This window comes from Janthinobacterium sp., from assembly GCF_031995485.1.
Taxonomy (GTDB): domain Bacteria; phylum Pseudomonadota; class Gammaproteobacteria; order Burkholderiales; family Burkholderiaceae_D; genus Janthinobacterium.
Window position 1 is genome coordinate 64,183 of the sequence record NZ_DAMAGB010000013.1, and the last position, 23,759, is coordinate 87,941.

Genomic DNA, 23,759 nt, shown 5'->3' on the forward strand with positions numbered 1-23,759 from the left:
TATGGACACGAACGCGATTTTGTAGCTGGTTTTGCCCTGCGGCAGAACTGCCCAGCCTGGCGCCGTGCCTCCCATTCCGCACCCTTGCCACCAGATTCCAGCTCCCGATAAGCGGGAGCGCAGCAGCATGCTTGCCTCACACCATCGACATCGCGTCCGGGCGCTTTTGCGCACCGGTGGCCTGCCGTTTTCTGCTGATGCCGTGCTGATGCCATGGTGGCGTGCAAGCAATCCTTCAGTCTTCATAAACGGAGTTACCCATGCGTAAATCGCTATTAATTTTGATGTCGTGCCTGATGCTGGCGGCATGTGACAAGACGCCGCCGGCGTCGACGGACAAGCCGCTCGACGTGCTGCTGGTGGGCGCCGGCACCATGAGCGCCACCCTGGGCAGCATGCTCAAGGAACTTGATCCGTCGCTGACGATGGAAATGGTCGAACGCATGGATAGCGTGTCGGCCGAAAGTTCGGACGCGATGAACAATGCGGGCACGGGCCACTCGGCATTTGCCGAACTGAACTACACCCCGGAAGCGGCCGACGGCAGCATCGAAACCAAGAAAGCCGTTGCCATCAACGAGCAGTTCGAAGTGTCGAAGCAGTTTTGGGCCTATCAGGTTGCCAACAAGCACCTGGGCGCGCCACAGACCTTCATCAACAATGTGCCGCACATGAGCTTTGTGTGGGGCGACGACAATATTGCCTTCCTGAAAAAGCGCTACGCCGCGCTGCAGCAGGAAAACCTGTTCAAGGGCATGCTGTTCTCGGAAGACTTTAACCAGATCGAACAGTGGGCGCCGCTGGTCATGCAAGGCCGTGACAAGAACCAGAAAGTGGCGGCAACGCGCATGGAAATCGGTACCGATGTCAACTTCGGCAACCTGACGCGCGGCCTGGTCAAGTATCTGACCGACAGCCATGGCATGACCCTGCACCTGCGCCACCAGGTGGAAGACATCAAGCGCGGCGCCGACGGCGTGTGGAACGTCACCGTCAAGAACCTGGCCGACGGCACGGAAAAGAACGTGCGCGCCAAGTTCGTGTTTATCGGTGCAGGCGGCGGCTCGCTGCCGCTGCTGGAAAAATCGGGCATTCCTGAAGCCAGGGGCTTCGGCGGCGTGCCGGTCGGCGGCCAATGGCTGGTGACCACCAATCCGGCCCTGGTCGAAGCGCATGCCGCCAAGGTCTACGGCAAGGCGTCGGTCGGTTCGCCACCGATGTCGGTGCCGCACCTGGACACCCGCATTATCGATGGCAAGAAAGCGCTGCTGTTTGGCCCGTTCGCCACCTTCTCGACCAAGTTCCTGAAAAACGGTTCGTGGATCGACCTGCCGGCCTCGATCGGCACCGGCAATATCAAGCCGATGTTCCAGGCCGGCTACGACAATATCCCGCTGACCAAGTACCTGGTGCAGCAAGTGATGAACTCGCCGGAAGACCGCCTGGCCACCTTGCGCGAATACCTGCCGAACGCGAAGATGGAAGACTGGACCCTGCAGAACGCCGGCCAGCGCGTACAGATCGTCAAGGATGATCCGGTCAAAGGCGGCCTGCTGCAGTTCGGCACCGAAGTGGTCGGCGCCGCCGATGGCAGCATCGTGGCCCTGCTCGGTGCTTCGCCAGGCGCTTCGACCGCGCCACCGATCATGATCAAGGTGCTGCAAACGGCCTTCAAGGATCGCCTGGCCACGCCGCAATGGCAAGCCAAGATGCTGGAAATGGTGCCGTCGTATGGCCAGAAGCTCAACAGCGACCCTGCGCTGGCGAACAAGATCCGCCACTACAGCAGCGATATCCTGGGCCTGAAAGCGTTCACGCTGGATGTACCGGCTGCCGCTGCCGCACCAGCGGTCGCCGCAGCGCAGTAAGCATTACGCCGGCGGCAAGTTTGCCGGCAATAAAAAAGGGCAGCCTGCGAGGGCTGCCCTTTTTGCGTGGGACGCTGATGGTGATGCCAGGCTACGTTTTGCCCGGCAGTATCAGTTCCGGCGTGGCGATCTCCAGCTTGCCATCCTCGCCTGCCTTGGCCGGTGCGGCGGCCTCCTGCGCACGGGGCGCGTGAGGCTGGCGCAGGTAGCGCGAGGTATGGCGGTGCGGCTGCTGTGCACCGCCATGGCCGCCATGCGCGGGCCAGGTCAGGAAGCGGGACAGCTCCTGCAAGGCACGCTGATACACATCGCGCTTGAATTCAATCACGACATCGAGCGGGACCCAGTACTCATGCCAGCGCCAGGCGTCGAACTCGGGATGGTCGGTCAGGCGCAGGTTGACGTCATTGTCGCGCGCGCACATTCTCAGCAGAAACCAAATCTGCTTCTGACCACGGTAGTGGCCGCGAATCTCGCGCTTGATGAAGTGATCCGGCACTTCATAGCGCAGCCAGTCGCGGGTGCGGCCGACAATTTTGACGTGTTCCTGTCTGAGTCCGATTTCCTCTTCAAGTTCGCGAAACATGGCTTGTTCCGGTGTTTCGCCATATTTGATACCGCCTTGCGGAAACTGCCATGAGTGCTCGCGCACCCGCTTGCCCCACCACACCTCGTTCTGGGCGTTTAGCAGGATGATGCCGACGTTGGGCCGAAACCCTTCACGGTCGAGCATAAAACACCTCAAACTTTCTGCGACAGCGCGTCTTTTTTTACATAATTGCCTACAACTCCGCGAGCCAGCGGTCTTTTCGGGGTGCGAAAAGGGCCGGAATCGCACCAATTGAGCGCATTTGTATAAAGTATGGACGCATCAGCCAGCTAATCCTTTAAAATTAGGTTGATTATAACCCTCTCTTTTTAAAAAGAATTCACCGTTATGCGCGCCTCCCGTTTTTTTATCTCGACACTCAAAGATGCTCCTTCTGACGCGGAAATCGTCAGCCACCAATTGATGATGCGTGCAGGCATGATCAAACGCCTCGGTTCCGGCATCTATACCTACATGCCGATGGGCCTGCGCGTGATCCGCAAGGTGGAAGCCATCGTGCGCGAGGAGATGAACCAGGCCGCCGCCATCGAACTGCTGATGCCGCTCGTGCAGCCGGCCGAACTGTGGCAGGAAACCGGCCGCTGGGACAAGATGGGCGCCGAACTGATGCGCGTGAAAGACCGCCACGGCCGCGAATACGCGATCCAGCCGACCTCGGAAGAAGTCATTACCGACGTGGTGCGCACGGAAATCAAGTCCTACCGCCAGCTGCCGCTCAATTTCTATCATATCCAGACCAAGTTCCGCGACGAGCGCCGTCCGCGCTTCGGCCTGATGCGCGGCCGCGAATTCACCATGAAGGACGCCTACTCGTTCGACCGCGATCTGGCCGGCATGCAGGCCTCGTACAAGGTCATGTTCGACGCCTACACCCGCATCTTCACGCGCTTCGGCCTGAAGTTCCGCGCGGTGGCGGCCGACAACGGCGCCATCGGCGGCTCCGGCTCGCATGAATTCCACGTTATCGCCCACACCGGCGAAGACGCGCTGGTGTACTGCCCGACGTCCGACTACGCGGCCAACATGGAAGCGGCCGAAGCGCTGCCGTTGACCGGCGAGCGTCCGGCCGCCACCCAGGCGCTGACGAAAACGGCGACGCCGGACACCGTCAAGTGCGAAACCGTGGCCGCCTTGCTGGGCATCGACCTGGCGCAGACCGTGAAAACCATCGCTTTGACGAGCGAAACGGAAAAAGACGGCAAGGTCACCAAGCAGCACTTCATGCTGCTGCTGCGCGGCGACCATGAACTGAACGAGATCAAGGTCGGCAAGGTGGCCGGCCTGGCCAATCACCGCTTCACCACCGAAGAAGAGCTGCTGGAAGTGTACGGCTCGATCCCCGGCTACCTGGGTCCGGTCGGCACCAGACTGCCGGTCACCGTGGTGGCCGACCGCACGGTCGACAAGATGAGCGACTTTGTCTGCGGCGCGAACGACGCCGGTTTCCACTACACGGGCGCCAACTGGGGCCGCGACCTGCCGGAACCGGCCATCGTGGCCGACCTGCGCAATGTGGTTGCCGGCGACGCGTCGCCGGACGGCCAGGGCGTGCTGGCGATCGAGCGCGGCATCGAAGTCGGTCACGTGTTCCAGCTGGGCACGGCCTACTCGGAAAGCATGAAAGCCACCTTCCTCGACGAAAACGGCAAGCCTGCGCCGCTGCAGATGGGCTGCTACGGTATCGGCATCACGCGCATCCTGGGCGCCGCCATCGAACAGAACTTCGACGACAAGGGCATTATCTGGCCGGCCTCGATCGCGCCATTCGAGGTGGTGCTGTGCCCGATGGGCATGGACCGCAGCGAATTGGTCAAGGAACAGACGGAACAGCTCTACGCGGCCCTGCAAGCTGTCGGCGTGGACGTGATCCTCGACGACCGTGGCCAGCGTCCTGGCGCCATGTTCGCCGACTGGGAGCTGATCGGCGTGCCGCACCGCATCGTCATCGGCGAGCGCGGCCTGAAAGAAGGCAAGCTGGAATACCAGGGCCGCCGCGATACGGAAGCCACTGGCGTGGCGCCCGACGACATCGTCGCCTTTATCCAGGCCAAAATGGCACAGTGAGCGTGCCTGTAATGAAAACGGCCGGCGCGCTCGCGCTGGCCGCCTGCCTGGCCTGCGCCCCGCTTGCGCAGGCCGGCAACCAGAAGGAAGAGGCGCTGGCGGACTCGGTTCGCCTGGCCTTGTCGCATGCGATCCGCGACGAACGTCCACCACAACCCACGTTTGCCAATCCCGAACAGTTGCAGCGCTACCGGCAATGGCTGGCGCAGATGTCGCAGCGCCTGCAGCGCAAACTGCCGGACACCCAGCTGCGCACGGAATTCCTGGAAACCGTCTGGTACGAATCGCGCCGCGCGGGCCTGGAGCCGGCGCTGGTGCTGGGCCTGATCCAGGTCGAATCCGCCTACCGCAAATACGCGGTGTCACTGGCCGGCGCGCGCGGCTACATGCAGGTGATGCCCTTCTGGACCGGCGTCATCGGCGACCATGACCGCAGCAAGCTGTTTCACATGCAGACCAACCTGCGCTACGGCTGCGCGATCCTGCGCATGTACCTGGACATGGAAAAGGGCGATCTGTACCTGGCGCTGGGGCGGTATAACGGCAGCCGGGGCCGGCCCGAGTATCCGAATGCGGTGCGGGCGGCGTGGCGGAACTGGGAATTCAAATAGGGTAGGGTCTGACCCTGCTGTCCTTGAGTCAGGCTGTGCTATGAATTGCAAGCGCAAGGCGTAAAAATGGCGGGCCAGGAGACGCGGACCTGAGAAAATGCCGATGGCGGCGTTGCAGCTCCTCGCCGTACATGCGTACTGTCTTCGTCGCTGCGCCTTGCCCTCGACATTTTTCAGGCCCGCTTGGCCCGACTTGCCATTGCGGGCGACTGCGATTCTCGTGCCTTTGCTGGTGTGCTTGTGGAGCAGGGGCGCTAATTTATGACATGAACGGATGACGGGGTCGTTGCGACCAAAAAAATACCCCGCTCGCAGTAAAGCGGCGGGGCACTCGCTCGGCCAAAAAGCCGGCGCGTAACTGATTATTTCAAATGATCGGAGATCAGCTTCGTCATTTCAAACATGGAGACTTGGGCTTTGCCGCCAAAAACGGCTTTCAGTTTGTCGTCTGCATTGATCATGCGGCGGTTGGCCGGATCTTGCAGGTCGAGTTTTTTGATGTAATCCCAGACCTTCTTGGTCACTTCAGTGCGCGGCAACGGTGCTGCGCCAACGACGGCCGCCAGATCTTTCGATGGCGTCATTTCTTTCATGAATGCTGCGTTTGGCTTGCGTGGTGTTGCCGGTGCTGCCGCTTTCTTCGCCGCTGCCGGTTTCGCAGCCGGTTTGGCTGCTGCTTTAGCTGCTGGTGCGGCTTTGGCTGCGGGTGCTGCTTTCTTGGCTGCGGCAGGCTTGGCTGCTGCTGCTTTGGCTGGCGCTGCTACTGGGGTTTTTTTGGCTGTTGCCATCTTCGAGCCTCCTTAACAAACACATGGGAAATTGCGCAATTAATCGCACGGCTAATATTGGTGGGGATTTACACAGTATGCAAGCGATTTTCACGTTTTCACGAGGAAAAAGCAGGTAAATCTCCCCTATGTCGCCCGGGCGCAGCGTGGAAGAGCCGGGAAGTGTGTTTTTGCCTGAAAACGGCATGGTTGCTGGCTATGCGGGGAGGGGGATTGCCGGGCTGGGGAAAATGCTGCCCGGCATTATTCAACATACTGTTTTGCTGCTTTTTGCGGTCCGAAAATGCCCTCCGGACCGCCGGTCCGGACGGGCCATAGGCCTTACTTCAGACCAGGCATCATGCCTTTCATACTGCGCATCATCTTCATCATGCCGCCGCCCGACAATTTCTTCATCATCGTCTGCATCTGCTCGAACTGGTTCAGCATGCGATTGACTTCCTGCACCTGCACGCCGGCGCCGGCGGCGATGCGGCGCTTGCGGGTGGCCTTGATCAGTTCAGGCTTGGCGCGCTCCTGCGGCGTCATCGAGTCGATGATGCCGCACATGCGGCGCACCTGCTTGTCCGCCTGGTCCATGTTCTTGCCGCCGGCAGCCTGCTGGAACTGCGCCGGCAGCTTGTCCATCAGGTTGGCCATGCCGCCCATTTTCTTCATCTGCCCCAGTTGCGCCTTGAAGTCGTTCATGTCGAACTTGCCGCCGACCTTCATCTTCTGCGCCAGGTCGGCTGCCGCCTTGCTGTCGACGCCCTTGCGCGCTTCTTCGACCAGCGCCAGGATGTCGCCCATGCCCAGAATGCGGTTGGCCATGCGGGTCGGGTCGAATGCTTCCAGGCCGTCCAGTTTTTCCGACACGCCGGCAAACTTGATCGGCTTGCCCGTGATGTGGCGTACCGACAGGGCCGCGCCGCCGCGTGCATCGCCATCGAGCTTGGTCAGTACGATGCCGGTCAGCGGCAGCGCGTCGTTGAAGGCCTTGGCCGTGTTGATGGCGTCCTGGCCCAGCATGGCATCGACCACAAACAGGGTTTCGATCGGTTTCACGGCCGCGTGGACGGCGGCGATTTCGCGCATCATCTCTTCGTCGATACCGAGACGGCCGGCCGTATCGATGATCAGCACGTCGTGATAGTGCTTCTTGGCCCAGTCCAGCGCAGCGAGCGCGATATCGACCGGCTTGTCGCTGGCGGTGGACGGGAAGAAGTCGGCGCCGACCTGGCTGGTTACCGATTGCAGCTGGGCGATCGCGGCAGGGCGATACACGTCGGCCGAGACGGTCAGCACTTTCTTTTTCTTTTCTTCCTTCAGGTATTTCGCCAGCTTGCCGACGGTGGTGGTTTTACCCACACCCTGCAGGCCGGCCATCAGGATAATGGCGGGCGGCTGCTGCGCAAAGCTGATCTGCGACGCTTCGGGGCCGAGGTCGGCGCCCATGATGGCGGCCAGCTCGCGCTGCACCACGCCGACCAGCGCCTGGCCCGGCGACAGCGAGGACAGCACTTCCTCGCCCATGGATTTTTCCTTGACGCGGGCGATGAATTCGCGCACGGCAGGCAGGGCGACGTCGGCCTCGAGCAGCGCCAGGCGCACTTCGCGCAGCATTTCGGCGGTATTGGCTTCGGTCAGGCGCGCCTCGCCGCGCATGGTCTTGACGACTTTGGCAAGCCGTTGGGTAAGATTATCTAGCATGATCAACCTGCAGTGGAAAGCTTGAGAGTGGGCGGCACCAGGCCGGACGATGGCCGTCATTTTACTCTATCGCGCGGCTGCGGCGGCCTGGCGCAGCGATCGATACCTTGTCATTTATGGCAATGCCATGATTGCATGCAGGGACATTTCAAGGTTAAAATGAGAATAATTCTTATTTACATGGATTTCACTGACGGGTGCCGCGCACCTGGCGGGAAAGGATGTCATGGCGGCCGCCGATTTTGCCCAGCAACAGGAACTGCACGCGCTCTACAGCAGCCATCATGGCTGGCTGCAGGGCTGGCTGCGGCATAAGCTGGGCCATGCAGGCGAAGCGGCCGACCTGGCGCAGGATACCTTTATCAGTGTCCTGACCAGCGGCAGCGCGCCGCAGATCCGCGAAGCACGGCCTTTCCTGGCCACCATTGCGCGCCGCCTGCTGGCGCACCGCTACCGCCGGCAGGTACTGGAAGACGCCTACCTGGCGGCACTGGCCTGCCTGCCGCCGGCCGTGGCGCCCGCGCCCGAAGAACGGCTGCTGGCGCTGGAAGCGCTGCAGGAAATCGATGCGGCGCTCGACGGCTTGCCGCTGCCCGTGCGCACGGCATTCCTGCTGGCGCAGCTCGAAGGCTTGAGTTATGCGCAGATCGCCGAGCGCCTGAACGTGTCGGCCAGCTCGGTGAAACAGTACCTGACGCGCGCCAACCGGCACGTGTTTTTTTCACTGCCGTCGTGAGCAGGGCCGCGCTACCGGCCATCAGCGACGCCGTGGCGCAGCAGGCGGCCGACTGGCTGACCGTGCTGATGTCGGACGAGGCGGGCGGGCAGCAGCGCCGCGACTGGCAGCACTGGCGCGACGCCGACCCGGAACATGCACGGGCCTGGCAGCAGATCGAAGCGTTTTCGCAGCGTTTTGGCCAGGTGCACAAGGGCGCGGCCACGCAGGCATTGGCCGGCGCGGCGCCGCCTGCAGCCAGTCACAAGCGCCGCCAGCTGCTGGTCTGGCTGGGCGTGGCCGGCGGCGCCGGCATGCTGGCCGCGCAGACTGGTGCCTGGGACGAGGTGCGCACGCTGCGTGCCGACTACCGCACCGCCACCGGCGAGCGGCGCGATATCACGCTGGCTGACGGCAGCGCGCTGAGCCTGAACACCGGTTCGGCCGTCAATGTGCGCTTCGATGGCAAACGCCGCCTGATCGAACTGCTGGCCGGCGAAATCCTGATTGTCAGCGGCCATGGCGCGGGCACTGGGGTTGCCAGTAACGCGCCACTGGTGGTGGCCACGCGCGAAGGCCTGGTGCGTGCGCTGGGCACGCGCTTTTCCGTGCGCCAGCAGGATGGCCAGAGCTACGTGGCGGTATTTGAAAGCGCGGTGGAGATCCGGCCGCTGGACGGCATTGGTGCGTCCTTGCTGCTGCCGGCCGGGCGCAGCACGACTTTCACGCGCCGGCACGCCGCTGCGCCGCATGCCGTCGGCATCTATGCAGATGCCTGGTCGCGCGGGCAGATGATCGTCGATGACGTGACCCTGGGCGAATTCCTGACCGACCTGTCGCGCTACCGCCCCGGTGTGATCCGCTGCGCGCCGGAGGTGGCGCAGCTGCGGCTGTCGGGCGTGTTCCCGCTGTTCGATACGGAGCGCATCCTCAATATGCTGCCCAATTCGCTGCCGGTGCAGGTGCGCAGCCGCACGCGCTACTGGGTGTCGGTCGAACCGGCACCGTAGCATCCCCCCTCCCTCAAAAAATAGTTTGCCATATGGCTGCCCGATTTCGATTCTCGCGGCACCTGTAGGTGAGGGATGAAGTATTCATCAAAATAACAGGCTTGCCGCCCGGCGTATTTCGGGCCGGCAGCGCCGCCATCATCAATTTGACGCAGAGAGGCAGTGATGCAATTGAAACAAATAATTCATGGAGTATCACAGCCATGAAGCCGGTTCACATGATGTTGCTGTCGCGCGTGCTGGCGGCTATTTTCGGCGGCTATGCCTTGACTTCCGGCGTGGCGGTGCTGTTGTCGGCCGTGCTGCCGCTGTCGCGCGTGGAAGCCGTGCAGACTGCCACCCTGAGCGCGTTCGTGGTGTATACCTGCGCCGTGATCTGGGTATTCGCGGTGCAGGACCTGCGCCGCGCCTGGCTCGGCATGCTGCTGCCGGCGATACTGTGCGGCGGCATCGGCCTGCTGCTGTCGCGGGGTGCCGCATGAGCGTCAATCCGAAAAAGACGGTGAAGTCGCCGCAGTCGGGCGGCCTGCGCCAGGCGATGGCCTGGCTGCATACGTGGAGCGGGCTATGGATCTCGTGGCTGCTGTTTGCGATTTTCCTGACCGGCACCCTGTCCGTGTTCGAAGAGCCGATCGGCCACTGGATGCAGCCCGAGCATGCATTGGAAGAAGCGGCGCACGCCAATGAGCCGCCACCGCCCAAAGTGACGGACCGCGCGCACCGGCTGCAGCTGGCGCTGGCCTTCATGGACAAGGCGCATCCGAAGGCGGACATGTGGGAAATCTGGCCGGTGCAGCGCCCGGAGCAGGGCTTGTCGGCCTACTGGTTCCAGCCGCAGGGCGGCTATGGTTCGGCCGATCTGGATACGCTGACAGGCAAGCAGATCGAACATGGCCACGCCGGCGTGCAGCGCGCCACGCAAGGCGGCCACCATTTCGTCGATTTCCATTATGAGCTGCATGCGGGGCGCATCGGCGTGTGGATCGTCGGCATTACCACCATGATCATGCTGGTGGCACTGGTCAGCGGCGTGATCACGCACAAGCGCATTTTCAAGGATTTCTTTACCTTTCGCCCCGCCAAGGGCCAGCGTTCCTGGCTCGACGCGCACAATGCGGTGGCCGTACTGACCCTGCCGTTCCAGTTCATGATCGCCTATACGGGCCTGGTGTTTTACGCCGACGACTATGTGCCGGCGCCGGTGGTGGCGCAGTACGGCATGCAGAACACCAAGAAGCTGTTCATGGCCGACTGGAACGATGTCGGCAAACCGGCGCGCACGGGGCAGCCGCTGGCGATCCCTGACCTGGAGCCGTTCGCGCTGCGCGCCGAGCAAAGCATTGGCCAGGAGATCCGCGCCGTGGTGCTGGACAACCCGAACGATGCCTCGATGCGCGTGTGCATGTATGGCTGGAACGAAGACAGCGAACTGCTGGAGCGCATCAGCGCCAATACAGGCCGCGCCTGCTATGCGCTGGCCACCGGCGTGGAAACCGCAGTGCGCCGGCCTGGCGACTCGGATACGGGCGGCGCGGCGCTGACGCGCACCGTCATGTCGAACCTGCACATGGTCGGTTTTGGCGGGATTTCCATGCGTTGGCTGTATTTCCTGTGCGGCCTGGCCGGCACCGCCATGATGGGCACCGGCGCCATCCTGTTCCTGGTCAAGCGGCGCCAGAAGTCGCTCGGCGAATTCGGCGCCGCCACGCCGCGCGTATACCGCCTGGTGGCCTGCCTGAATATCGCCGCGATTGCCGGCCTGGCGATCGCCTGCATCGGCTTTTTGTGGGCCAGTCGCCTGATCCCCGTCGGCCTGGAACAGCGTGCCGGCTGGGAAGTGAAAGCCTTTTTCGGCATCTGGTTCGTCACCCTGCTGCACGCCTGCCTGCGCAGCGAAAAACGCGCCTGGATCGAGCAACTGGGGCTCCTGGCCGCACTGTGCCTGCTGCTGCCCGTGCTCAATGTGCTGAGCACCGGCGACAGCCTGCTGGCGCAGTTTGCGCGTGGCGACCTGGAAAGCGCGGGCGTCGAATTGTGCGCCATCGCCTTTGGCCTTTTGGCCGCGCTGGGCGCCTGGAAGGTTCATATGCGCAAGGACAAGCCGGCGCGCGCGGCCAAATCGCTGGCCAGGTCAGGCCTCCGCACCCCCAATACCACCACGGAGAACAACGCATGATCACCACCATCTTGTGCGCACTGGGTTTGACCTATGCCGGCATGGCCAGCCTGTCGCTGGCGATGGACCGCCACCACGGCCAGGTGTTCGGACGCGACGCGGCGCCCTCGGTGCGGCGCGCGCTGCAACTGGCCGGCAGCGTGCTGCTGGCGCTGGCCATCTGGCCCTGCGTGGCTGGCTGGAGCGCCACCGTCGGCGTGGTGGCCTGGCTCGGTTTTTTGTCTGCCGGCGCGCTGGCCGTGGCCCTGCTGCTGCCGTATGCCCCTCAATTGCTGTTTCGTAGTTCCCTGCTGGCAGCCGTCGCCGCGCTGGCAGGTCTGGCAATCCTCCTGCAGTAATCTTCACTTCAAGGACAGACTGATGCATGTTTCACCCAAGGCGACCCCGTTTTACTCTTCCCGCCGCGCGGCCATCATCGGAGGCGTGGCAGTGCTGGCGCTGATCGGCGTCGGCGCCCTGTGGGCCACGCGCGGCCCGGCGACCATTTTCGAGACCACTCCGGTCAAGCGCGGCAGCATCGAGGCCAGCGTGACGGCCATCGGCACCCTGCAGCCGCAGACCTATGTCGACGTGGGCGCGCAGGTATCGGGCCAGATCACGCGCCTGCACGTGCAGCCCGGCACGGTGGTGGAAAAAGGCCAGTTGCTGGCCGAGATCGACCCCAGCGTGCAGCAGGCAACCGTGGACGCGGGCCGCGCCGCGCTGGCCGGCCTGCGCGCGCAGCTGGCCGATCAACAGGCGCAGCACCGCCTGGCCGGCCAGCAGCATGTGCGCCAGGCGCAGATGGCCAAATTCGATTCGACCCCGCTGGCCGAGCTGGAAACGGCGGTAGCCACGCTGGCCTCGGCCGCCGCCAAGATCGACCACCTGAAGGCGCAGATAGACCAGACCCAGGCCAGCCTGAAGGCCGACGAAGCGCGCCTGGGCTATACGCGCATCTACGCGCCGATGGCCGGCAGCGTGGTGGGCCTCGACGCCAAGGAAGGGCAGACCCTGAACGCGACCTACCAGACGCCGAATATCCTGCGCATCGCCGATCTGTCGGCCATGACCGTCTGGACGGAAGTGTCGGAAGCGGACGTGCGCCGGGTGCGCGCCAACATGCCCGTGTATTTCACCACCCTGGGCGGCGACCAGCGGCGCTGGAGCGGCAAGGTGCGGCAGGTACTGCCGGCGCCGCCGGTCCCGGGCGGCACCAGCGCCGGCACCGCCTTGGCGCCATCGACCAGCAAGGTGATTCTGTATACCGTGCTGTTCGATGTCGATAACGCCGACGGCGAACTGATGCCGCAGATGACGGCGCAGGTGGTATTCGTCACGGCGGCCGCCAGCAATGTGCTGGCCGTGCCGCTGCCGGCCCTGAAAGCGTCGACCGTCGACGGCGCCAAACCGGGCGAATTCACGGCCCGCGTGATGAATGCGGATGGGCAGGTGGCCGAGCGCGCCGTGACGGTGGGCGTGCGCAACCGCTTGAGCGCCGAAGTGCTGAAAGGCTTGAAAGAAGGCGAACTGCTGGTGACGGGCGAGCAGCCGGCCGGCAATGGCCCGGGCAGGTTCCAGTTATGAGTGAATCTTTAATTGAGCTGCACGGCATCCGCAAGCGCTACGGCGGCCATGACGGCGCGCCGGCCGTCGAGGTGCTGCGCGGCGTGACGCTGGCTATCGGCGCCGGCGAATTTGTCGCCATCGTCGGCGCGTCCGGTTCCGGCAAGTCGACCCTGATGCACCTGCTGGGCTGTCTGGACCGGCCCAGCGACGGCACGTATCGCTTTGCCGGCCAGGACGTGGCCAGCCTCAATGCCGACGAACTGGCCTGGCTGCGGCGCGAGGCGTTCGGCTTCGTGTTCCAGGGCTATCACCTGATCGCCACCGAATCGGCGCGCGAAAACGTCGAAGTGCCGGCCTTGTATGCGGGCATGCCGGCGGCCGAGCGCCATGCGCGTTCCGCGGCGCTGCTGCAGCGCCTGGGGCTGGGAGAGCGCTTCGACCATCGGCCGAACCAGTTGTCGGGCGGGCAGCAGCAGCGCGTGTCGATCGCGCGTGCGCTGATGAACGGCGGGCGCATTATCCTCGCCGACGAGCCGACCGGCGCCCTGGACAGCAGCAGCGGCGCCGAAGTCATGGCGCTGCTGGGCGAGCTGGCCGACGCCGGCCACACCATCATCCTGATTACCCACGACCGCAAGGTGGCGGCCCAGGCGCGGCGCGTGATCGAGATCCGCGACGGCGAAATCATCGAAGACTCGGGTGCGCTGGCCATTCCCGACACGGCGGCCACGCTGGCGCCGCTCGACATGTCGCGCGCATCCAACGACACCGGGGCGTCGCTGGGCACCGAGCTGCTGGACGCCGCGCGCGCCGCCTGGCGCGTACTATGGATCAACCGCTTTCGCACGGGCCTCACCTTGCTGGGCATCGTGATCGGCGTCGCCTCGGTGATCGTGATGCTGGCCATCGGCCTGGGCACGCGCCAGCAGGTGATGGCGCAGCTGGGCGCGTTCGGCTCGAACCTGCTGTACATGTCCTCGCGCGGTGAAAGTTCGCGCATCCCGGGGCGCAGCATCACGCTGGCCGACCTGGAAGCGTTGAGGGACGTGCCGGGCATTTCGCATGTGCTGCCGAATGTCACCGGCAACAAGGTGATCCGCCACGGCAACCTGGACGTGCAGACCTATGTGCGCGGCACCGGGCCGGCGCTGCCGCAGATCCAGACCTGGCCGGTGGCCAAAGGCGGCTTTTTTACGGAGCAGGACGAGCGCGAGATGGCCACCGTGGCGGTTCTCGGCGCGCGCCTGGCTGAAAAACTGCTGCCGGACGTGCCCAATCCGGTCGGGCAGAGCATCCTGATCGGCAACGTGCCGTTCCAGGTGATCGGCGTAATGAGCTCCAAGGGCGCGCTGACGGGCGAGAAGGATGAAGACGACGTGCTGCTGCTGCCGTTTTCCACCGCCGGCATCCGCGTGTTCGGCCAGCGCGAACCGACCTACACCGTGCTGGCGGCGGCGGATGTAAAACGCGTGACCGAAGTCGAAGCGGCGGTCGACGCCGTGCTGTTCGAGCGCCACCGCATCCGCGACTACGGCATCAGCAACGCCGCCGCCTCGATCGCGGCGGAAGCGAAAACGCAGGACAACATGACCATGATGCTCAGCCTGATCGCCGCCGTCTCGCTGGTAGTGGGCGGCATCGGCGTGATGAACGTGATGCTGATGACGGTGCGCGAACGCACGCGCGAAATCGGCATCCGCATGGCCACCGGCGCGCGCCGGCGCGACATCCTGCGCCAGTTCCTGACCGAAGCGGTGCTGGTGTCGGTGGTGGGCGGCGTGGCCGGCATCGTGGTCGGCATCGCGTTCGCGGCGCTGCTGCTGGTATGGGAGGTGCCGGTGATCTTTTCGCTCAGCGCCATCGGCGGCGCGTTTGCCTGCGCCGTGGTGACGGGGCTGGTATTCGGCTTTATGCCGGCGCGCAAGGCATCGGGCCTGGATCCGGTGGTGGCGCTGGCGGGGCAATAAAAAATTTGTTGCTCCTGCTCCAACACACGGTACTATCTCTGCATAATAAAAAAGCAGTGTTTCCTTGCCTGCAGGGCAGGCGATCCCCACCACCGTGATAACAGGAGAAGCAGATGCGCCAGTACAGTATCTTGAAAACCACCATTGCCGCCGCCGTCATGCTGACGTTCAGCATGGGCGCGGCGCAAGCCCAGGACGTCGTTCGGTTGGGCAACCTGAAATTTGCCCACTACGGCGCCGTGTCGTATATCAAGGAAATCGCGCCCAAGTGCGGCATCAAGGTCGAAGAGCATGTGTTTGCCAAGGGCCTGGACGTGATGCAGGCGATTATCGCCGGCGAACTGGACGTGGGCGCGACGGCGTCCGAGGCGGCCATTTCCGGGCGCGCCGGCGGTGCGCCGATTTATGTGGTGGCCGGCTTTGCCAAGGGCGGCGCGCGGCTGGTGGGGGGCGCAGGGCAGAAGATCGCCAGCGTCAAGGACCTGAAAGGCAAGCGCGTGGGCGTGACGCGCGGCGGCATCCAGGAAGTGCTGCTGCTGGCCGAGCTGTCGCAGGCGGGGCTGACGTATTCCGAAACCAAGGGCAAGGACGTGCAATTGGTGTTTCTGGCGTATGCCGACCTGAACCAGGCGCTGATGGGCAAGAATATCGACGCCATGATGCAGTCCGAGCCGCAGTCGTCGCAGGCGATCAACAAGGGTTTTGGTACCGAAGTGATCAAGCCGTACGACACGCCGATCGGCGAGCCGGTGCGCACCATGGTAATGACGGAAAAATTCTACAAGGAACGCCGTCCGGTGGCCGAGAAATTCATGCGCTGCTTTGTCGAAGCGACCAGGACCTTTATCGACAGCAAGCCGACGGCGGAAAAATACGTGCGCGACGTGGTGTTCCGCGGCCAGATCACCAAGGATGACTTCGACGACGCGATCAGCAATTCCCCGTATTCGTACGACATCACGCCCGAACATATCCAGACCACCACCGATGTGATGGTAAAAACCGGCGTGGGCCGCATGAGCAAGCCGCCGGTAGCGAAAGACTGGGTCAAGACGGATCTGCTCGACCAGGCCAAGAAAAGCCTGAACGTCAAGTAAGCCGCAGCAAAGAAAGCCCTCCGCAGCCAGATCGGCGCGGAGGGCTTTTTTCATGTCCGGATCAGCGCTTGGCGGCGGCCGCGAGGATCACTTCCGCCACCTGTTTCGGCTGCGACAGCATCGGCACATGGCTGGTCTGCAGCACGGTGGTGGTGGCGTTGATCTTTTTGGCAAACGCCTGTTCCAGTTCCGGCGCGATCATGCGGTCCTTGCCGGCCACGATGTAATAGCTCGGTTTGTTTTTCCAGGCGGCCACGGTGGTCTTGTCGGCAAACGCCTTGCCGTGGATCGGGCCCTGGGTGGCGGCCATCAGGCGCGTCGTTGCGGCCGGCAGGTCCTGCGCGAAATTGACGCGCACCGACTCTGCCGGCAGGTACAGGAAACCGGCGGCGTCAGGCACCAGCGTGGCGATGCCTGGCGGCGTCGGGTAGTCCTTGCCCAGGTCGCCCGATGCTTCGCCTTCGGACGGCGCAAAGGCCGCCACGTAGACCAGCGCCTTGACCTTGTCGCTGGTGCCCGCTTCGGTAATCACGGTGCCGCCCCACGAGTGGCCCACCAGGATGACGCGGCCCGTCTGTGCATCGATCACGCGCTGGGCGGCGGCCACATCGTCGGCCAGCGAGGTCAGCGGATTTTGCACGGCCACCACTTTCAAGCCTTTTGCCTGCAGCAGCGGGATCACCTTGTCCCAGCTGGAACCGTCGGCAAACGCGCCGTGCACCAGCACCACGGTGGTATCGGCATTTTTTTCAACAGCGGTAGCGGCATGCACCGGCGCCAGAGCAGTGGTGGAAGCGAGGGCGGCGGCGAGCAGGGTGGCTTTGAATGGGGTGGACGACATGGCAGGATTCCTTGAGTTTGATAGCTAGCTATTGTTTAGCGCGCTAAGTATTTATGAAAAAAATGACCGGTACATTCGGCACCGCCCTCTGGCAGCAGTGCCAGCAGGTAGTCAGTGAATTAAGAATAGCGCACTAATCATTAGTGTGCAATATATTTTTATGAAATCTTTCGCGCACTGGCGCCATCAGGCGCCCAGCTTGCCGTTCAATTTGCGCAAGCCTGCCATCATGACCTCGAATTCCGGCGCGATCACGCTGCAGTTGTCGGCGATGGCCTGGTCGATGGCTGTGCTGGCCTCGCGCAGCTTGCGCCCGGCCGGCGTCAGGGTCAGCACGCGGTGGCGTTCGTCGCGCGGATCGCGTGCGCGCAGCAGATAGCCTTCCGCTTCGAGCCGCTTGACCAGCGGCGTGATCGAGCCCGAGTCCTGCTGCAGGCGCTCGGCCAGGTCCTTGATGCCCAGGCCTTCCTGGTCCCACAGCACCAGCATCACCAGGTATTGCGGATACGTCAGTTTGAGTGCGGTCAGCATCGGCTTGTAGAGCTGGGTCATTTTCAGCGAGGTGGCATACAGCTGGAAACACAATTTATCGTCGAGGCTGGAGGAGGGCATGGCAAGGCAATCAGGAAGCGGTGATGCCGCCAGCCTAACGATAATTGCCGCTTTAAGCAAACCAGTGGGATGCCAGTGACGATGCATGCCTGTAAACATAGGGAAAATCTTGAGGCCCGGCCACCCGGTCGCGCCTCAGGCACGATATCATGGCAGGCTCTTTCGCATTGCGGGTGGCCCGCTGGCCCGGCCGTCCGTGCCGCTGCGCGGTTCGCGCTGGCCAGCTATGGTGTAAACTTACAACATGCAGACTTATTTTTTCCTGATTGCCGCCGTGGCGTATGCGGTGTGCGCGTTTCTTCCCTCGTCGCAGGGCAGGCTGATCGCCGGGCTGACCGGCCTGGCGTGGCTGTCCCATGCTGCCACGCTGTGGTTCGACCTGATGGCGCCGGGCACCCTGCGCTTCGGTTTTTCCGCCATGCTGTCGGCCGCGCTGTGGGTGTCGGTGGGGGCGTATTGGATAGAAAACCGCAACTTCAGCCTCGACGGCCTGCGACGCATGGTGATGCCGTGCGCGGTGCTGGCGATCGGCCTGGCGTGGGCGTTTCCCGGCAACCAGGTGGTACTGGAAGGCAAGTCGGCCGTGTTCGGCTGGCATATCACGGTGGCGGTGCTGGCCTACAGCACGCTGACCATCGCCGCCTTTCACGCCGTGCTGATGGCGCTGCAGGAGTCGCGCCTGCATACGCGCAGCGAGCGGCGCGGTTTCTTGTCGGGCGCGCTGGACCAGCTGCCGGCGCTGCTGACGATGGAAAAGCTGCTTTTCCGCATGATCGGCCTGGGCTTCGTTCTGCTCAGCCTGACGGTCCTGTCTGGCATCGTGTTTTCCGAAAAATTATTTGGCAAGGTCCTGACCTGGGACCACAAGTCGGTATTTACCATGCTGTCGTGGCTGCTGTTTGCCGTGCTGCTGGCCGGCCGGCGCTTCCGCGGCTGGCGCGGCAAGACGGCGCTGACGTTTACCCTGGCCGGCTTTGCCACCTTGCTGCTGGCCTATGTCGGCAGCCGTTTTGTACTGGAAGTGGTTTTGCACCGAGGATATTTATGACCCGTATTTTGTTCTGGCTGGCGCTGGTGTTCCTGGTGGTGTTTGCCATCCGCAGCAAGATTCGCGGCTTGCAGCAGCGCGCCCAGCAACAGCGCCAGCAGCAGGCGCCCAATCCGTTTACGCCGCCCGGCCGCGTGGCCGAATTGCCCGATGCCGAGCTGATGCTGTGTTGCGCCCACTGCGGCGTGTATTACCCCGCGTCTGAAAACGTGCAGGCCAAAGGCCACGATTACTGCAGCCACGCGCACGCCACCGTGTAACGGCAGACTGCCGCTCCTTCCTGCATTGCTCATCCGTATCGTACCGTCCTCCGCTGCCTGCCAGGGGTAGCATGGTCCTGGCAGTGATCGTCTCTCGCTGCCGATCACTATCTTTGCAGAAAGAAAGGCCAGCCATGTCCAGCTCGCGCAGCCACGCCGCCGGCGGCAATGTCGCGCCCATGCTAACCGTTGCGTCTCCACCGCTGAGCGGCAATTCGGCCGCCATGCAGACGCTGCGCGCGCAGATCAGCCGCATCGCCGCGTCCTGCGCGCCGGTGGCCATTCACGGGGAATCGGGCAGTGGCAAGGAACTGGTGGCGCGTGCGATCCACGCCCAGGGCACGCGTGCCCACGGTCCGTTTATCGCCGTCAATTGCGGCGCGATCCCTGAATCGTTGATGGAAGCGGAGCTGTTCGGCTGCCGGCCCGGCGCGTATACGGGCGCGCTGCACGAGCGGCAGGGTCTGTTCCAGGCGGCCGATGGCGGCAGCCTGCTGCTCGACGAAGTCGACGACCTGCCGTTGGCGATGCAGGTCAAGCTGCTGCGCGCGCTGCAGGAGCGCCGCGTGCGCAAACTGGGCGGAAGCACCGATGAGCCGGTCGACGTGCGCATTTTGTGCGCCAGCCAGCAGGGCCTGGCGCGCGGCGTGGCGGCTGGCACGTTTCGCGAGGATCTGTATTACCGCCTGAACGTGATCGAGCTGGCCGTGCCGCCGCTGCGCGAACGGCTGGGCGACCTGCCGCTGCTGTGTGACGCCATCTTGGCGCGGCTGGCGCCGCGGCGCGGGATCGGGCTGGCGCCGGCCGTGCTGGCGACGCTGGCGCGCCATGCGTTTCCTGGCAATGTGCGCGAACTGGAAAACCTGCTGGAACGGGCGCTGGCGTTTGCCGATGGCGGCGTGATCACGGTTGAAGGGCTGGGGCTGCCGGCTGCGCCATTGTTGCTGAAAGGCGTGGCGCCCGGGCGCCAGCTGCCGCTGCCGGGCATGGAACACGGCGCCATATCCGAGGGCTCGCTGGCGCAGTATCTGCTGCAGGCCGAGCGCGCCATGATCCTGCAGGCGCTGGTGCAGGCGCGCTATCACCGTGCGCGGGCGGCGCAGCAGCTGGGCCTGAGCGTGCGCCAGCTGCGCTATCGCATGCAAAAACTGCAGTTGTGCGAACCGGCGGGCTGAGCGGAAAAAGGCGGCGCCGGGACCGAAGCGGCGCGGTAGATTATAATGCCGGTCCCGGTTTCGCCAGTCTGGCTGGAGCGCTGTTCCAGTAGTGCTTTGACGTAAATATTGCTTTCAGAGCAAGGCAAAATCAGGCGGGTATTGACCTGGATTAAGATCAGGATGATGGCGTGCAGCGGTCCGCAGCGGCCTGCGTTAGTGCTTACTATGCGGGCGCCGGGCCTGTTATCCATGCCCTGAAAAGTCAATCGAATTCGTGCGGAAAATCGGAAAAATTAAGCAGGACACAGGCGGGAAAAGTATTGCGCCTGCCATCGATGGGTACTACAATTAGTGCATAAATTAGATGTAGTTACTAAATGTAGTGCCATCACAGATGTTTTCAGAATTAGTGTCAAGCCAGCGCCAACACCTTCTGCGTGCTCAACTGGCAAGCTGACACTGGCGGTTTATCACCCTTCGAGACATGTTTCGCGCCATCCGTGGCCGTGAGGGCAGGCTGTTTTCATTCGTATCATCTGATGCATTAAAAATGTAGGTTTTTAATAATAAATACCGGAAGAAGCCCGGACCACCGGGCGTTCTATTCAATCACCAACGCGGCAGCAAAACTGCAGGCTGACTTTAGCTGACAACGGGAGCTTCAATGCAATCACCTCAAGATATTTCCATCCATCCAACGCCAGTACCGCCAGCGCCAGGCGCGGCGCACAGTGTGGCAAGCATCGGCACGGCCATGGGCGACTATCGCATCATCCGCCGCAACGGTGCGGTGGTAGCATTTGAGCCTTCGAAGATCGCGATCGCCATGACCAAGGCGTTTTTGGCCGTTAACGGCGGCCAGGGCGCCGCTTCGGCCCGCGTGCGCGAGCTGGTGGAACAGCTGACGGCCGGCGTGGTCGCGGCGCTGGTGCGCCGCCAGCCGGGCGGCGGCACCTTCCATATCGAAGACGTGCAGGACCAGGTGGAACTGTCGCTGATGCGTTCGGGCGAACACGACGTGGCGCGTGCTTACGTGCTGTACCGCGCCAAGCACATGGAAGAGCGCCGCCTGCAGAAGGAAGCGCTGGGCGCCGCCGCGCAAGTGGCGGCACCGCAACTGAACGTGCTGGACAACGGCGTGCGCCGCCCGCTCGACATGCAGCAGGTGCGCGACCTGATCAACGCCGCCTGCGCCGGCCTGGAAAAGCACGTCGATGCCGACGCCATCCTCGCTGAAACCGTGAAAAACCTGTACGACGGCGTGCCGGTCGAAGAACTGCACAAGTCGGCCATCCTGGCAGCGCGCGCGCTGATGGAAAAAGACCCTGCCTACTCGCAAGTGACGGCCCGCATCCTGCTGCACACGGTGCGCAAGGAAGTGTTCGGCAAGGAAGTGCCGCAAGCGGCTGCCGCTGCCGAATACCTGACGTATTTCCCGGCGTATATCGCCAAAGGTATCTCCGCCGAGCTGCTGAACCCGGTACTGGCCACGTTCGACCTGGAGCGCCTGGCAAAAGCCATTGTCGCCGACCGCGACCTGCAATTCGGCTATATCGGCCTGCAAACCCTGTACGACCGCTACTTCCTGCACATCCAGGACGTGCGCATCGAAATGCCGCAGGCGTTCTACATGCGTGTGGCGATGGGCCTGGCCCTGAACGAGTCGGACCGCGAAGCGCGCGCCATCGAATTCTACAGCCTGCTGTCCTCGTTCGACTTCATGAGCTCGACGCCGACCCTGTTCAACTCGGGCACCCTGCGCTCGCAGCTGTCGTCGTGCTACCTGAGCACCGTCTCGGATGACCTGGAAGGCATCTACGACGCCATCAAGGACAACGCGCTGCTGGCCAAGTATGCAGGCGGCCTGGGCAATGACTGGACGCCAGTGCGCGCCCTGGGCGCCCACATCAAGGGCACCAACGGCAAGTCGCAAGGCGTGGTGCCGTTCCTGAAAGTGGTGAACGACACGGCCGTGGCCGTGAACCAGGGCGGCAAGCGCAAGGGCGCCGTCTGCGCCTACCTGGAAACCTGGCACATGGACATCGAGGAATTCCTCGACCTGCGCAAGAACACGGGCGACGACCGCCGCCGCACCCACGACATGAACACGGCGAACTGGATTCCCGACATGTTCATGAAGCGCGTGATGGAAAAAGGCGAGTGGACCCTGTTCTCGCCATCGGAAACGCCGGACCTGCACGACAAGGTCGGCAAGGCCTTCGAGACCGCCTACCTGGGCTACGAAGCGAAAGCGGCCGCCGGCGAAATCCGTTCGTTCAAGAAAGTGCAAGCGCTGGACCTGTGGCGCAAGATGCTGTCGATGCTGTTTGAAACCGGCCATCCATGGATCACCTTCAAGGACCCGTGCAACATCCGCAGCCCGCAGTCGCACGTCGGCGTGGTCCACAGCTCGAACCTGTGCACGGAAATCACCCTGAACACCAGCGCCGATGAAATCGCCGTCTGCAACCTCGGTTCCGTGAACATGCCGGCGCACATGAAAGAAGGCAAGCTCGACCACGTCAAGCTGGCGAAGACCGTGCGCACCGCCATGCGCATGCTCGACAACGTGATCGACATCAACTACTACGCCGTCGACAAGGCGCGCAATTCGAACATGCGCCACCGTCCGGTCGGCATGGGCATCATGGGCTTCCAGGATTGCCTGCACATGATGCGCATCCCGTTCGCCTCGGACGCTGCCGTGTCGTTTGCCGACACCTCGATGGAAGCGGTGTGCTACTACGCCTACCTGGCTTCGACCGAGCTGGCCGAAGAGCGCGGCCGCTACGAGTCGTACGCTGGTTCCTTGTGGGACCGCGGCATCCTGCCACAGGATTCGGTGAAACTGCTGCTTGAGGAGCGCGGCGGCTACCTGGAAGTCGATACCTCGTCGGCGATGGACTGGACTCCGGTGCGCGAACGCATCGCCAGGTTCGGCATGCGCAACTCGAACTGCGTGGCGATTGCTCCGACCGCCACCATCTCGAACATCATCGGCGTGTCGGCCTGTATCGAGCCGACGTTCCAGAACCTGTACGTGAAATCGAACCTGTCGGGCGAATTCACCGAGATCAACGGCTACCTGGTGCGCGACCTGAAGGCGCGCGACCTGTGGGATGAAGTCATGATCTCGGACCTGAAATACTTCGACGGCTCGCTGGTGAAGATCGACCGCATCCCGCAAGACCTGCGCGACATCTACGCTACCGCCTTTGAAGTGTCGCCAAGCTGGCTGGTGGAAGCTGCCTCGCGCCGCCAGAAGTGGATCGACCAGGCCCAGTCGCTGAACATCTACATGGCTGGCGCATCGGGCAAGAAGCTGGACGAAACCTACAAGCTGGCATGGCTGCGCGGCCTGAAAACCACCTACTACCTGCGTACCATTGCCGCCACCCACATGGAGAAATCGACCTCCAAGACGGGCGCCCTGAACGCCGTGGCAGTCGATGGCGGCATGTCGGCCAGCGCCCAAAGCGCACAAAACAGCGCCCAGGCAGCGGCCATCGCAGCAGCCGCCGTGGCCGTGGCGCCAGTGGTGGCCACAGCAGCGGACGACGCCGATGGCGAAGCGTGCTACCTGCGTCCGGGCGATGACGGCTTTGAAGAGTGCGAAGCCTGCCAATAATAATGAGTGGTCGGCCCGCCATGCGCGGGCTGATTCAATGTCGTAAATATCTGTATTTAGAGAGAAATAA

The 23,759-nt window shown here is 63.2% G+C and carries 20 protein-coding genes; 15 read left to right on the forward strand and 5 right to left on the reverse strand.

What is annotated here, in order from left to right; translation table 11 throughout:
* Nucleotides 1–260: 260 nt before the first annotated feature.
* Nucleotides 261–1,868 carry a malate dehydrogenase (quinone) gene (gene mqo, locus RTQ46_RS10570; protein ID WP_312436420.1) on the forward strand — a complete coding sequence of 536 codons (1,608 nt, stop codon included), beginning with the start codon at nt 261–263 and terminating at the stop codon, nt 1,866–1,868.
* A 91-nt stretch (nt 1,869–1,959) separates the two neighbouring features.
* On the opposite strand, the gene RTQ46_RS10575 is transcribed toward mqo, so the two are convergent.
* On the reverse strand, nt 1,960–2,601 hold the full coding sequence (locus tag RTQ46_RS10575) for an RNA pyrophosphohydrolase (RefSeq protein ID WP_312436422.1): 642 nt from the start codon (nt 2,599–2,601) through the stop codon (nt 1,960–1,962).
* 204 nt (nt 2,602–2,805) lie between these two features.
* Between RTQ46_RS10575 and RTQ46_RS10580 the strand changes: the two genes are divergently transcribed.
* Nucleotides 2,806–4,542, forward strand: coding sequence for a proline--tRNA ligase (locus RTQ46_RS10580; RefSeq protein ID WP_312436423.1), 1,737 nt, complete (start codon nt 2,806–2,808; stop codon nt 4,540–4,542).
* 11 nt (nt 4,543–4,553) lie between these two features.
* Nucleotides 4,554–5,153 (forward strand): lytic transglycosylase domain-containing protein, encoded by a 600-nt coding sequence (locus RTQ46_RS10585; protein WP_312436467.1) that lies wholly within the window; start codon nt 4,554–4,556, stop codon nt 5,151–5,153.
* A 362-nt stretch (nt 5,154–5,515) separates the two neighbouring features.
* Here the strand turns inward: RTQ46_RS10585 and RTQ46_RS10590 are convergent, their stop codons facing one another.
* Together RTQ46_RS10590 and ffh are read right to left on the reverse strand one after the other, a co-directional pair.
* The gene (locus RTQ46_RS10590; RefSeq protein WP_312436425.1) at nt 5,516–5,941 is read right to left on the reverse strand and encodes an SWIB/MDM2 domain-containing protein; all 426 of its coding nucleotides are present in this window, start codon (nt 5,939–5,941) and stop codon (nt 5,516–5,518) included.
* Nucleotides 5,942–6,262: 321 nt separating this feature from the next.
* Complete coding sequence (gene ffh, locus RTQ46_RS10595; RefSeq protein ID WP_312436426.1) at nt 6,263–7,630, reverse strand: signal recognition particle protein; 1,368 nt, start codon at nt 7,628–7,630, stop codon at nt 6,263–6,265.
* 226 nt (nt 7,631–7,856) lie between these two features.
* Here ffh and RTQ46_RS10600 point away from each other — a divergent pair, with 226 nt between their 5' ends.
* The 8 genes from RTQ46_RS10600 to RTQ46_RS10635 all read left to right on the forward strand — a co-directional run bounded on the left by RTQ46_RS10600 (nt 7,857) and on the right by RTQ46_RS10635 (nt 16,143).
* Entirely contained in the window at nt 7,857–8,366 is a 510-nt protein-coding gene (locus RTQ46_RS10600) for a sigma-70 family RNA polymerase sigma factor (protein ID WP_312436428.1), read from the forward strand.
* On the forward strand, nt 8,363–9,355 hold the full coding sequence (locus tag RTQ46_RS10605; RefSeq protein ID WP_312436430.1) for a FecR domain-containing protein: 993 nt from the start codon (nt 8,363–8,365) through the stop codon (nt 9,353–9,355). Before RTQ46_RS10600 ends, RTQ46_RS10605 begins: the two co-directional genes overlap by 4 nt.
* A 203-nt stretch (nt 9,356–9,558) precedes the next feature.
* Nucleotides 9,559–9,837: a hypothetical protein gene (locus tag RTQ46_RS10610; protein WP_312436431.1), complete on the forward strand. Its 279-nt coding sequence runs from the start codon at nt 9,559–9,561 to the stop codon at nt 9,835–9,837.
* Nucleotides 9,834–11,531 carry a PepSY-associated TM helix domain-containing protein gene (locus tag RTQ46_RS10615; protein WP_312436433.1) on the forward strand — a complete coding sequence of 566 codons (1,698 nt, stop codon included), beginning with the start codon at nt 9,834–9,836 and terminating at the stop codon, nt 11,529–11,531. Before RTQ46_RS10610 ends, RTQ46_RS10615 begins: the two co-directional genes overlap by 4 nt.
* Nucleotides 11,528–11,869: a DUF3325 domain-containing protein gene (locus RTQ46_RS10620; protein WP_312436435.1), complete on the forward strand. Its 342-nt coding sequence runs from the start codon at nt 11,528–11,530 to the stop codon at nt 11,867–11,869. The genes RTQ46_RS10615 and RTQ46_RS10620 overlap by 4 nt, the downstream gene beginning before the upstream one ends.
* 22 nt (nt 11,870–11,891) lie before the next feature.
* Entirely contained in the window at nt 11,892–13,097 is a 1,206-nt protein-coding gene (locus RTQ46_RS10625) for an efflux RND transporter periplasmic adaptor subunit (protein WP_312436437.1), read from the forward strand.
* The gene (locus tag RTQ46_RS10630) at nt 13,094–15,046 is read left to right on the forward strand and encodes a MacB family efflux pump subunit (RefSeq protein WP_312436438.1); all 1,953 of its coding nucleotides are present in this window, start codon (nt 13,094–13,096) and stop codon (nt 15,044–15,046) included. The genes RTQ46_RS10625 and RTQ46_RS10630 overlap by 4 nt, the downstream gene beginning before the upstream one ends.
* A 113-nt stretch (nt 15,047–15,159) precedes the next feature.
* Nucleotides 15,160–16,143 (forward strand): ABC transporter substrate-binding protein, encoded by a 984-nt coding sequence (locus RTQ46_RS10635; protein ID WP_312436440.1) that lies wholly within the window; start codon nt 15,160–15,162, stop codon nt 16,141–16,143.
* 61 nt (nt 16,144–16,204) lie between these two features.
* Here RTQ46_RS10635 and RTQ46_RS10640 read toward each other — a convergent pair whose 3' ends face one another.
* On the reverse strand, nt 16,205–16,984 hold the full coding sequence (locus RTQ46_RS10640) for an alpha/beta hydrolase (protein ID WP_312436442.1): 780 nt from the start codon (nt 16,982–16,984) through the stop codon (nt 16,205–16,207).
* 186 nt (nt 16,985–17,170) lie between these two features.
* Complete coding sequence (locus tag RTQ46_RS10645; RefSeq protein ID WP_312436443.1) at nt 17,171–17,596, reverse strand: MarR family transcriptional regulator; 426 nt, start codon at nt 17,594–17,596, stop codon at nt 17,171–17,173.
* A 244-nt stretch (nt 17,597–17,840) separates the two neighbouring features.
* Here RTQ46_RS10645 and RTQ46_RS10650 point away from each other — a divergent pair, with 244 nt between their 5' ends.
* The 4 genes from RTQ46_RS10650 (at nt 17,841) to RTQ46_RS10665 (ending at nt 23,689) form a co-directional block, all read left to right on the forward strand.
* Nucleotides 17,841–18,644, forward strand: coding sequence for a cytochrome c biogenesis protein CcsA (locus RTQ46_RS10650; protein WP_312436445.1), 804 nt, complete (start codon nt 17,841–17,843; stop codon nt 18,642–18,644).
* A complete protein-coding gene (locus RTQ46_RS10655) occupies nt 18,641–18,904 on the forward strand; it encodes a PP0621 family protein (RefSeq protein ID WP_312436447.1) in 264 nt (87 codons plus the stop codon). The genes RTQ46_RS10650 and RTQ46_RS10655 overlap by 4 nt, the downstream gene beginning before the upstream one ends.
* A gap of 134 nt (nt 18,905–19,038) precedes the next feature.
* Nucleotides 19,039–20,079 carry a sigma 54-interacting transcriptional regulator gene (locus tag RTQ46_RS10660; RefSeq protein WP_312436448.1) on the forward strand — a complete coding sequence of 347 codons (1,041 nt, stop codon included), beginning with the start codon at nt 19,039–19,041 and terminating at the stop codon, nt 20,077–20,079.
* A gap of 646 nt (nt 20,080–20,725) precedes the next feature.
* A complete protein-coding gene (locus RTQ46_RS10665; protein ID WP_312436450.1) occupies nt 20,726–23,689 on the forward strand; it encodes a ribonucleoside-diphosphate reductase subunit alpha in 2,964 nt (987 codons plus the stop codon).
* The last annotated feature ends 70 nt before the right edge of the window (nt 23,690–23,759 follow it).